General features: G+C 60.6%; 11 protein-coding genes and 4 tRNA genes. 10 read left to right on the top strand and 5 right to left on the bottom strand.

All coding sequences use genetic code 11. The features are described from left to right. Positions 1–176: 176 nt before the first annotated feature. Complete coding sequence (locus tag VXJ24_RS09795; RefSeq protein WP_330972734.1) at positions 177–371, bottom strand: DUF6724 family protein; 195 nt, start codon at positions 369–371, stop codon at positions 177–179. Between the two features lie 128 nt (positions 372–499). Between VXJ24_RS09795 and serS the strand changes: the two genes are divergently transcribed. Both serS and VXJ24_RS09785 read left to right on the top strand, forming a co-directional pair. Further along, on the top strand, positions 500–1,786 hold the full coding sequence (gene serS / locus VXJ24_RS09790; protein WP_330972733.1) for a serine--tRNA ligase: 1,287 nt from the start codon (positions 500–502) through the stop codon (positions 1,784–1,786). A gap of 145 nt (positions 1,787–1,931) precedes the next feature. Then, a complete protein-coding gene (locus VXJ24_RS09785; protein WP_330972732.1) occupies positions 1,932–2,324 on the top strand; it encodes a hypothetical protein in 393 nt (130 codons plus the stop codon). Between the two features lie 40 nt (positions 2,325–2,364). On the opposite strand, the gene VXJ24_RS09780 is transcribed toward VXJ24_RS09785, so the two are convergent. After that, positions 2,365–2,441, bottom strand: a tRNA-Arg gene (locus VXJ24_RS09780). Between the two features lie 382 nt (positions 2,442–2,823). Here VXJ24_RS09780 and VXJ24_RS09775 point away from each other — a divergent pair. Continuing rightward, on the top strand, positions 2,824–3,585 hold the full coding sequence (locus VXJ24_RS09775) for a formate/nitrite transporter family protein (RefSeq protein ID WP_330972731.1): 762 nt from the start codon (positions 2,824–2,826) through the stop codon (positions 3,583–3,585). Positions 3,586–3,765: 180 nt separating this feature from the next. Here VXJ24_RS09775 and VXJ24_RS09770 read toward each other — a convergent pair. After that, a tRNA-Ser gene (locus VXJ24_RS09770) sits at positions 3,766–3,856 on the bottom strand. 16 nt (positions 3,857–3,872) lie between these two features. Then, a complete protein-coding gene (gene gluQRS / locus VXJ24_RS09765; protein WP_330972730.1) occupies positions 3,873–4,862 on the bottom strand; it encodes a tRNA glutamyl-Q(34) synthetase GluQRS in 990 nt (329 codons plus the stop codon). 122 nt (positions 4,863–4,984) lie between these two features. On the opposite strand from gluQRS, the gene VXJ24_RS09760 reads away from it, so the two are divergent. The 5 genes from VXJ24_RS09760 (at position 4,985) to typA (ending at position 9,675) form a co-directional block, all read left to right on the top strand. Beyond that, entirely contained in the window at positions 4,985–5,680 is a 696-nt protein-coding gene (locus tag VXJ24_RS09760) for a hypothetical protein (protein WP_330972729.1), read from the top strand. Beyond that, positions 5,680–6,444, top strand: coding sequence for a GntR family transcriptional regulator (locus VXJ24_RS09755; RefSeq protein ID WP_330972728.1), 765 nt, complete (start codon positions 5,680–5,682; stop codon positions 6,442–6,444). The genes VXJ24_RS09760 and VXJ24_RS09755 overlap by 1 nt, the downstream gene beginning before the upstream one ends. Further along, positions 6,437–7,156 (top strand): GntR family transcriptional regulator, encoded by a 720-nt coding sequence (locus VXJ24_RS09750; protein WP_330972727.1) that lies wholly within the window; start codon positions 6,437–6,439, stop codon positions 7,154–7,156. The genes VXJ24_RS09755 and VXJ24_RS09750 overlap by 8 nt, the downstream gene beginning before the upstream one ends. 76 nt (positions 7,157–7,232) lie before the next feature. Next, positions 7,233–7,676 (top strand): hypothetical protein, encoded by a 444-nt coding sequence (locus VXJ24_RS09745; RefSeq protein WP_330972726.1) that lies wholly within the window; start codon positions 7,233–7,235, stop codon positions 7,674–7,676. 160 nt (positions 7,677–7,836) lie between these two features. Continuing rightward, entirely contained in the window at positions 7,837–9,675 is a 1,839-nt protein-coding gene (gene typA, locus VXJ24_RS09740; RefSeq protein ID WP_330972725.1) for a translational GTPase TypA, read from the top strand. Between the two features lie 83 nt (positions 9,676–9,758). Here typA and VXJ24_RS09735 read toward each other — a convergent pair whose 3' ends face one another. Then, complete coding sequence (locus VXJ24_RS09735; RefSeq protein WP_430623821.1) at positions 9,759–10,493, bottom strand: trimeric intracellular cation channel family protein; 735 nt, start codon at positions 10,491–10,493, stop codon at positions 9,759–9,761. A 125-nt stretch (positions 10,494–10,618) separates the two neighbouring features. Here VXJ24_RS09735 and VXJ24_RS09730 point away from each other — a divergent pair. Continuing rightward, positions 10,619–10,709, top strand: a tRNA-Ser gene (locus VXJ24_RS09730). 44 nt (positions 10,710–10,753) lie between these two features. Then, positions 10,754–10,843: transfer RNA gene (locus VXJ24_RS09725), tRNA-Ser, on the top strand. Positions 10,844–11,025 lie beyond the last annotated feature (182 nt).

Here is an 11,025-nt window from a genome sequence, read left to right as displayed (position 1 = left end):
TGCGGCGACTGCCAGCCCCAGCTCCCGGGTCGCCCGGTGAAGGCGAGGAAGAAGGGCGTGAAGGGAGCGAAGAGCGTTGCTGCCTAGGCTAGCCCCTTGTCACACAAACTACCGAAGCCTCGAAAAAGGGCTGCAGAGCAGCCCTTGCATCACCGTCCATGCAGAAGACAGAAATCCTACTTGTCCTTGTCCTCTTCATCGTCGTCGAACAGATCCCAGTCATCGTCCGACTTCTTGTGGTTGTAGTACTGCTTCCTCGTCTTGCGCTCGAGGATGAATGCGATGAGAAGGAACAGGAGTATTCCGCCTACGACGAGGCACAGCACGCCCGTGCGTGTCGTGAAGAGCCACATGAAGAAATCCACTATCATTGTTGCGCCTTTCTTAGCAGGATGCGCGGCAGTCTCACTCAAGTATATACTTGAGGCCATTGTTGGTCATGCCGAGCTCGGATGGGCCCAGATGAATCCAGGGCCGGCCGAGATAAGGAGAGCAGTCGATGCTTGACATCAAGTTCGTCAGAGAGAATCCAGATGTGGTGGACAAGTCCTGCGCGTCGCGCCAGAACGCCCACTGGGACCGTGAGCGCTTCTTCGAGCTCGATGAGGAGCGCCGTTCCGTCATTGCCGAAGTCGAGAAGCTGCAGGCAGACCGCAATGCCGTCTCGAAGAAGATCGGCGAGCTCATGCGCGAGGGCAAGCGCGACGAGGCCGAGGCTGCAAAGGCTGAGGTCGCTGCCAACAAGCAGCGCATCGCTGACCTCAACGACCGCAGGACCCAGGTCGAGAAGGATCTCTTCGACCTCGTTGCTGCCATCCCGAACATCCCGCACGAGTCCGTGCCGTACGGTGTCGACGACTCCGACAACCCTGAGGTGCGTCGTTGGGGCGAGCCGACGAAGTTCGACTTCGAGCCGAAGGCCCACTGGGATCTTGGCCCGTCCACGGGCATGATCGACTTCGACCGTGGCATCAAGCTCGCAGGCACGCGCTTCTACCTTCTTGGTGGCGCCGGTGCCCTCATGGAGCGCGCCCTCATCAACTTCTTCATCGATACCCACGTGAAGGCCGGCTTCAAGGAGTGGTGGCCGCCTGTCATCACGAACTATGATTCGCTCTTCGGCACGGGCCAGCTCCCGAAGTTCGACGAGGACCTCTACCACGTGAGCGGCGGCATGTACCTGATTCCGACCGCTGAGGTCATGCTCACGAACATCCACCGCGACGAGGTGCTCGACGGTGCCGACCTGCCGCTGTGGTATACGGCCTTTACGCCGTGCTTCCGCGAGGAGGCAGGCTCTGCCGGCCGCGATACGCGTGGCATCATCCGTGTCCACGAGTTCGACAAGGTTGAGATGGTGAAGTTCGCAAAGCCTGAGGACTCCATGAACCAGCTCGAGAGCATGGTTGCAGAGGCAGAGAGGTGCCTGCAGCTCCTCGGCCTTCCGTACCATGTGGTCACGCTCTGCACGGGCGACATCGGCTTCTCTGCCACGAAGTGCTACGACCTCGAGGTGTGGCTGCCGAGCTACAACAACTACAAGGAGATCTCCTCCTGCTCGAACTGCTGGGACTTCCAGGCACGCCGCGCCAACATCAAGTACCGCGACCCGTCCGAGTTCAAGGGCACGCGCCTTGTCCATACGCTCAATGGCTCTGGCCTCGCTGTGGGCCGCACGATGGCAGCCATCATGGAGAACTACCAGAACGCCGACGGCTCCATCACGGTGCCTGAGGTGCTCCGCCCCTACATGCGCGACATGGAGGTCATCAAGCCTCTCGCATAAGGGCGCATCAGATACATATGAGCTGGGAGAGAGGGAGCCTCAGGGCTCCCTCTCTTTTCGGAAAATCTTAGAACATCTGTTCTATTCATCCTCCTGTTAGGCGTATCATGAGATCTGGAAAGAAAAACGCGTGGAGGAGGTTTCGATGACAGACGAGATGAAGGCACAGACCCTGTTCGTACGGGAGACAGATGGCGAGCATCGCGAGGTGGGCCTCTGGAGAGATGCAGATGGACTCTGGATCCAGGAGAGGACGGCAGGGGCGCTCACGCGCTCCGTCTTCGGCGAGCCCTACCATGTGCAGCAGATGCTCATAAAGCCCCTCTTCATCGAGGCAGCAGCAGATGCCTTCGGCACGGATGGGGAAGGGCTGCCTTCTGCCGTGGAACGCTTCTTCGAGATTGCGCCCTACCGTGTGCTTGCGGACCTCATGGACTATCTCGACAGGAATGATATCGCCTACGACTTCAGGGCATTCGGGCCAGCGTGCGCTGTCTTCAGGACCTCGGACGGGGAAGACGCCTATAGGCGTGCGTAGATATGAAAAGAGCCCCTCAAGAGGGGCTCTGAACATTCGCTGGTGCGGCGTATAGGATTCGAACCTATGACAGACTGATTCGTAGTCAGTTCCTCTATCCAGCTGAGGTAACGCCGCGAAGCAAGTAGATATAATGCCCCGGAAGCCCTCCTGAGTCAAGGGCGATGAGGAAAAAAGTTCTGCTGCACCCGCTGAAGACAAAGCCTCTGCAGGTGCAGCAGCTGCATCATGCCTGGTGAAGGGCATATTTCTGGGATTTCATGAGGCTGCTGCATGTACGGATTCTGGCAGATCCGATATGTGCACATTCTGTGACAGGGGTTTGCTGCCTGCCTGATGGTCTCCTGTCGGCCCTGGATATAGGCATCTGCTGCCGTCCTGGGCTCCAAAGCGATATAAGGCTCCAAGCATCTGCGGGCTTTGTGACATCAGGGCAACGCATCTCATGATAGATTGTTCGTACCGTGTCTCAAAAAAGACGATCAGACAGGAGCCGCGCATGTACGCAGCAGAGGTGACCGCCGCTTCCAAGGCGGCAGCAGGAAAGAGAGCGATGCTCTCGAAGAACCCGGCAGGCTATTTCGTCCTCTCGATGCTGGCAGGTGCCTACATCGGATTCGGCAATATCCTCATCAACGTGATCGGCGGACAGCTTGCCGGCTCTCCTGCCACCAAGACCGTCATGGGCGTCTCCTTTGGTATCGCCCTCTCCCTGGTCGTTATCGCCGGCTCCGAGCTCTTCACCGGCAACACCATGGTCATGAGCCTCGGCATCATGAAGAAGACGGTCACGCTGGCAGATGCCGCGAAGGTCTGGATCGTCTGCTGGCTTGGAAACCTCGCGGGAGCGGCGGTCCTGGCGCTTCTCTTCCACTTCTCGGGGCTCAACGGCGAGGCGACCTCCACCTTCCTCTCGACGGCCGCTGCAGGCAAGATGAGTGCCGCCTTCGTCCCGCTCTTCATACGTGGCATCCTCTGCAATATCCTCGTCTGCCTGGCAGTGTGGTGCTCCTTCAGGACCACGAACGATGCCGCGAAGCTCATCATGGTATTCTGGTGCCTCTTTGCCTTCATCACCTGCGGCTTCGAGCACTCTGTTGCCAACATGACGCAGCTCACGGTGGCGCTCCTCGATCCTGCTGGCCAGGCGGTGTCTCTTGTTGGCTACTTCTACAACCTGATCACCGTGACCTTGGGCAACATGGTCGGCGGCATCTGCTTCGTGGCGGTGCCCTACTTCCTGGGCCAGAAGATGGACTAGCCTCGAGGGCAAGATCTCCGATTGCTGGACGCTGCCTCCCCTTTCCTGGACGCAGGAGAGGGGAGGCATCTTCATGTGCGCTGGATTCTGATGGGCATGCTATGAGGCAAAAGACTGCATGTGGCCGGGTTCAGGCCAAAGAAAAAGGGACCACGCTTTCGCGCAGTCCCTGTCATATGCTGGCGGAGAGCTGGGGATTCGAACCCCAGATAGGATTGTGTCCTATACTCGCTTAGCAGGCGAGCACCTTCGGCCACTCGGTCAGCTCTCCAATAGGTGCTCAAGCATCATACCCCACTTGCGTGGTTGCCTACAAGGGGAGGGCCTGCAAGAAATTGGGCATTCGCCACAATATCTGCGCGATGCGCACGGACCTTCTCCCAGGAGAAGCGGGATATGAGGTTCTCTGGCAGAACCTCTTCGCCGGGTTCTGCGAGACCGACCGCTGCTGCCAGAGCGCCGATGATGGGGCCAGGACGTCCTGCCCGCTCGCGCATGACGCCGAGGTCGAGGTCATGGTCGCGCTTCGAGAGCCTCCTGCCAGAAGGGGCAATGAGGAGCGGCACATGGGCGTAGGCAGGCTCGGGGTAGCCGAAGAGGCGCTGCAGGTAGATCTGGCGTGCACACGACCCTAGCAGGTCATGGCCGCGCACGACTTCCGTGACGCCCATCAGGGCATCGTCTACGACGACTGCAAGCTGGTAGGCAGGGACGCCGTCCGAGCGCTCGATCAGGAAATCGCCGCAGTCGCGGGCAAGGACCTCTGACTGCGGTCCATAGACAGCATCCGTGAATGAAATCGTTCCTCTGGGATCATCTGCATCAGGCACGATGAGGCGGGTTGCCGGACGCCTTTCGGCAGACTTCCTGGCCACCTCCTCCTTCGTGAGATGGCGGCAGGTGCCCTGATAGATATAGGTGCCATCCGATGCATGGGGAGCGGCTGCAGCATGGAGCTCTGCGCGCGTGCAGAAGCAGGGATAGGTGAGGCCACGCTCTCTGAGCTCTGCAATGGCCTCGCGGTAGATATCGCGCCGCTCGCTCTGATAGAAGGGGCCTTCGTCCCACCCAAGACCGAGCCAGGAGAGGTCGTCCATCAGGAGCTCGGCGTTCTTCCGGTCCTGGGCTCTGGGATCCAGGTCCTCGATCCTGAGCACCATGGTGCCGCCTTCGCTTCTGCAGGAGAGCCAGGCCAGGAGGGCGGCCATGATGTTGCCAGCATGCATGCGGCCCGAAGGCGTCGGTGCAAAGCGCCCACGTATCACCTTCTCCTCCATGTCTCTCCTTCCTGTGCAGATGCTTGATCTGGCATGCCTACGATACGCGTTCTGTGCACAGGCGCAACTGTTCGTTGTAAGCTTTGGTATGAAGATATGAGAAGAAGGAAGGGAGCCTGCCTGTGGATACGAAGGATGAAAGCCAGAACAAGGCTGCCCCGGAACCTGACATGAAGGACTTCACGCTCGGCAAGCCTGCCCTGGTCTGCCGCTGGAGGCTCTACGACCAGAAGCTGCCGCTCGAGAACCGCCATATGCGGGCGCTTGGAGCAAGAAGGATCCAGGGTGCGCCTCTGCGTGGCACGCTCCTCGAATGGGCCAAGCAGCACATCGAGTGGACGCTCGAGGAAGGCTCTGCGGCCCATCCTTTCGGCGTCCTCATGATCATCGTCGACGAAGAAGGCCGTGCTGCCATGACGGTAGGGCCCTATGAGCCGCTCCAGGAGACCGCCGCCCGCGAGCTTGCCATCCGTGCGCTCAAGTCGAGGCGCGAGTTCGAGGAGACCGCCATTGCCCCCGAGACGCTCTGGGCCGTTCGTCCGGACGGAACTCTGATCTTGGGCGCCGGTCCCGAGGAGCGCGTGGCTGGTGCCACCTCCCTCATCCAGGACCTTGCCCAGACCTTGGGCATGCCGGTCGTGCGCATGCCGGACCTCGCTTCTGCCTATCTCGAAGGCAGCGCAGATGCTGCCGAGTACTTCCTTGTCTCGGACGAGCACGGCGTCGTGCCTGCGGCCGATGCAACGGGCAAGACTTCCGAGAGCTTCCGTGCGGGATATCAGAAGCTCCTCGACAAGACCAGAAGAAAGAAAGCTTGATGGCTGAACGCAGGGTCGCCCCTTCCGAGGCGGCATTCGAGAACATACTTGCCTATCTTGATGCAGCTGGCCTCAAGGAAGGCGACCGCCTGCCCGCCGAGCGGACGCTCACCGATGAGTGGGGCATCTCGCGCACAGCCCTCAGGGCGGCGCTGCGTGAGCTCATTGCCCGCCATGTGCTCGAGAGCAGGGGAGGCTCTGGCACCTATGTCGCGATGAGGCGGCCGGAATCGAACTGCCGTGGCTACAACGGCTACAGCGATACCGTGCGTGCTGTCGGCAAGACCCCCTCCTCCAAGGTGCTCTGGGCAAAGAGCGAGGTCGCGGATGTCCACGTCGCCCACAAGCTCAGGCTCGAGGAAGGAGACCCGATCTTCGAGCTCAGGCGTGTCCGCCGCATAGACGATCTTCCCTGCATGATTGAGACGGTCTATATCAATGTGGCGGTCTGCCCTGGCATCGAAAAATACGATTTCCAGGAGCGCTCGCTCTTCGATACGCTTCGTCAGGAGTACGGCATCACGCTGCCGCACGGCGAGGAGCGCCTCTCGATCACCCGTGTCGACGCAGACGAGGCAGAAGAGCTGGGACTTGTCGAAGGAGACCCCGTCTACTTCCAGACCGGCGTCTCCGAGACAGAGGAAAGGACCCCTGTCGAGTACTTCAAGGCCGTCATCCGCTCCGACCGCTATACGTTCTATGCGCGCCAGGAGCATCTCTCGCGTGGGCATGAGATTCCGGAGAAGGTGATTGCGGATGAGTGAGGAGCAAAAGCGGACGCCGCTCTACCAGCAGGTCCGCGAGGCCATCCGCACGAAGATCGAGGACGGCGACTACGGCCTGGGCGAGGTGCTGCCCTCCGAGCAGGAGCTCTCCGAGATCTTCCATACGACGCGCCAGACCGTCCGCAATGCCTACGCGGCGCTCGAGGCAGAAGGCCTTGTCCGCCGTGCCCAGGGCAAGGGCGTCTTCGTCACGAAAGGCAGCCCTGGCACGCTCGATATCGGCGATGGCAGGAGCTTCCGCCAGAGCACGAGGGCAGAGGGCAAGAAGCCCCAGGTCCGCATCCTCTCGCATGAGACGAGGGCAGCAGGCCCCTGGTACGCAGAGCTCTTCAAGATAAAGGCAGACGATCCTGTCTATGCGATAAGAAGGCTCAACAGCGTCGATGGCTGTCCGCTCTCGCTCGAGCGCACGGTCGTGCCGCTCGTGAGGTTCCCGAGGCTCGAGGGCATAGACTTAGGGGTCTTCTCCCTCTATGAGGTCTTCGGCTTCTACGGCAAGGTCGTCGATGCGACCTTTGAGCATCTCGATATCGCAGAGCTCGGCGTCCACGATGCGCGCTTCCTCGGTGTGGAGCCGGGAGGACCGGCCATGGCATACGACTGCATAAGCTATGACCAGGACGGCGAGGCCATAGAGCACACGCGGACGCTGCGCCGTGGCGACCTTGGCTTCTATACGGTGCGCTACTGACGAGACGGACGCATAGGACCTGCTAGAATGGGTCCGGAAGAGATACGCCGGATATGCCGGCAGAAGGGTTGGTGCTGTGGCAAGAAAGCAAGGAGTGACGCCTGAGCTCGACAAGCTCTCCTGCGACCTCATGGGCCAGGCATTCGACCTTCTGGCCGAAGGCAAGGACGTGGAGCCGATGCTTGCTGTCCAGGACGCGGCGGGCCATACCGCATCCTACGAGTTCGTGGATGACGGGATAGAGGCCTGCATCGAAGGCGCACACGACAAGGTAGGCGAGCTTGTCTCTGCCGGAGGGGATCCGAAGGCGGACCTTGCCACGCCGGTGCGCTATGCAATCGTCTACGAGGGAGCCATCGAGGACGAGGATGGCGCCTACGAGGATGCCGTGCTCCTCGAGTTCGGCGAAGAGGGCTACGAGGCCTATTCTGCCTACTCGCTCTTCAAGGGGCGAGGGGAGCATGAGAAGTTTGCCTGGACCGATCCTGCGCCTGCAGGAGAGCTCGAGCCGCTCATCTAGGCAGCAGAATTTACGTGGAGCCTGGCTCTTCGCCACATCGTCACATCTTCATCAACTATATTTGCAAGCGTAAATCCTCTGAATGGCCTGAAAACCGCGCGCAGTGGCTGAAATGAAGCCGGGTGCGCGTCTTTTGTCCCTGAGATTAGAGAGGCAATCAATGCTGCAGAAGCAGATCAGAAACATCGCAATCATCGCGCATGTCGACCACGGCAAGACGACCCTCGTCGACAAGCTCCTGAAGGCCACCGACGCCTTCCGCGCGAACCAGCAGGTCCAGGACCGCATCCTCGACTCCAATGACCAGGAGCGCGAGCGCGGCATCACGATCCTGTCCAAGAACATCTCGATCGAGTACAAGGGCGTCAAGATCAATGTCATCGACACCCCGGGCCACGCCGACTTCGGCGGCGAGGTCGAGCGCGTCCTCAAGATGGCAGACGGAGCGCTCCTGCTCGTCGATGCCGCTGAGGGCCCCATGCCCCAGACCCGCTTCGTCCTTCGCCATGCCATCGACGCGAAGCTCCAGATCATGCTCGTCATCAACAAGATCGACCGCGAGGGCGCAGATCCCCAGAAGGCCATGAACGACTCCCTTGACCTCATGATGGACCTCGGCGCCACGGACGAGCAGCTCGAGTTCACGATGGAGCACGTGATCTACGCTTCCGCCGTGAACGGATTTGCCCGCCTCGACCCGGATGACGGCAACATGGACATGTATCCGATGCTCGACATGATCATCGATGCCATGCCTGCCCCCGATGTGGATCCGGATGGCCCGCTTGCCATGCAGGTCGTCACGATCGACCACTCCGACTACGTCGGCCGCATCGGCGTCGGCCGTGTCTATTCCGGCACGATCCACCAGAACGACCGCATCCTCGTCGTGAAGAACGACGGCTCCCGTGCCATGGCACAGGTGAAGCAGCTCTTCACGTTCGACTACCTCGGCCGCAAGGAGTGCGACGAGGTCGTCGCAGGCGATATCGGCGCTGTCGTCGGTGTCGACTCCACCGATATCGGCGATGTCTACACCGATCCGGAGAACCCGGTCGAGCTCGAGCCGATCGAGATCGATCCGCCGACCCTCTCCATCATCTTCGAGCCTTCGACCTCTCCTCTCGTCGGACGTGACGGCGACATCGTGGGCGGCCGCCAGCTCAAGGAGCGCCTCATGCAGGAGCGCGAGAACAACGTCACGATGCGCATCGAGGAGCTGCCCGACAAGACCGGCGTCGAGGTTGCTGGCCGCGGCATCCTGCATCTTTCCGTCCTCATGGAGGAGATGCGCCGCGAGGGCTTCGAGTTCCAGGTAGGACGCCCGAAGGTCCTCTTCAAGAAGGATGAGAACGGCAACCGCTTGGAGCCGATCGAGCAGGCCGTCGTCGAGTGCCCGGGCGAGTACTCCGGCAAGGTCATCGAGGTCTTCGGCAACAACGGCGGAAACATGACGAGCATGGAGCAGACCGACCTCTCCTGCCATCTCGAGTTCTCGATTCCGACCCGCGGCATCATGGGCCTCAAGAACCGCATCCTGAACGTCACCCACGGCGAGGGCATCTTCTACCACACGTTCCTCGAGTATGGCCCCTATGCCGGCGAGATCGGCGGCAGGAGCAATGGTGCCATGATCTCGATGTCGACGGAGAAGGCTGTTGCCTACGCACTCGGCACGCTCCAGGACCGCGGCACGCTCTTCATCGAGCCGGGCATGGAGTGCTATGAGGGCATGATCGTCGGCGAGCGCTCGAAGCCAGGCGACATGGTCGTGAATGTTGCCCGTACGAAGAACCTCGGCAACCAGCGTTCCTCGACGGCAGACATCGCCGTCCAGCTGACGCCGCCGCGCACGTTCACGCTCGAGGAGGCCCTCCAGTACATCATGGACGACGAGCTCGTCGAGATCACGCCGAAGCACATCCGCATGCGCAAGCGCATCCTCTCCGAGATCGAGCGCCGCAAGTGGCGTGTCCGTCATGGCCTCGTGAACAAGTAGGCAAAGACGCTCTGGAAGCAATGAACAGGGCCCGTCTCCTCGGAGGCGGGCCCTGTGCTATCTGAGGTCTGTTTCGGAGCTTGCTAGCGCTCTCTGCGCTTCTGGCGTGCATCCCGGACCTTTCGCTCTGCCCGCTTCACGCCTGCCTCGACCTTGGGCGTGAGGTCCACATCGGCAGGGGACATGATGTGGTAGCGAAGCGAGGCACGCCTGAGCCCGACCGTGACGGCAATGCAGATGAGGGCGCAGATGACCTTGTTGAGACCTATCGTGCCGAAGACGAAATAGGCAAGAGAGCCTGCGACAGCGCAGAGGGCATAGAGGTTCGACTTCCTGAAGATGCGCGGGATATCTCCGAGGAACACATCGCGCAGCATGCCGCCGCCCACGGCCGTGAGCGTACCCATAAGGACGCAGGCCCAGACAGAAAGGCCATGCAGGAGCGCCTTGTCGGTGCCTGAGACAGCGAAGAGCGAGACCGAGAGGATATCGAACCATTCGAGTGCGGAAGGATTGCCGAAGAAGGGCGAGGGGAACGCGAACGAGATGAGCGCAATCGCGACCGAGCCAGGGATGGCATAGGGGGAATCGATCAGGTAGACGCCGCCCTGCTGCATGGCCATATCGCGCAGAAGCCCGCCTCCGAGGCCGCAGAGGATCGAGAGTCCCACAAATCCTACAAGATCGAGCTTGCGCTCTTCGGCGACGATGCAGCCCGTGAGCGAGCCGACGACGACAGCGGCAAGATCGAGCCAGGCAGGCATCGGCACGGCCTGTGCCTGCGCAGATCCAGTAAACAGCAGGTCGAACACGGACATCCTTTCCGCTCAGGCGGGGCTTTGGCAGGCGTGGACGAGGCCTGGAAACCGGACCTCAGAAGAAAACGAAAAAATCCTCTTCCCAACGCAGGGACAGTATTGTACAATTTCCTTCGCGGTTTTGAGGAGAGTTGTCCGAGTGGCCGAAGGAGCACGATTGGAAATCGTGTATACGCCTAAAGCGTATCCTGGGTTCAAATCCCAGACTCTCCGCCAGCAAGCTTCCGTGGCGCCTTCGGGCGCCACGTTCTTTCATAATTGGAGAGGTGGCAGAGCGGCCGAATGCGGCGGTCTCGAAAACCGTTTACCCGTTCGCGGGTACGTGAGTTCAAATCTCACCCTCTCCGCCAGATGAGTCCGAGCCCTGATGCTTCAGGGCTCTTTTCATATCTATCGGCCTTTTCAGGAATCCTCGATGCTCATGGGGTATTGCGCCGAGGTGCCGCATCCGGGCGAGTAGGGTATATAGCAGACGTGTCAGATGGCTGTCAGACGCATGCATGAGCATGCTGCACTATGTTGGAGGTCTGCG

The organism is Olsenella kribbiana (assembly GCF_036408795.1).
Lineage (GTDB): Bacteria > Actinomycetota > Coriobacteriia > Coriobacteriales > Atopobiaceae > Olsenella_L > Olsenella_L kribbiana.
The sequence above is the reverse complement of the archived record's forward strand: the minus strand, read 5'-3'. Positions and strand labels throughout refer to the sequence as shown.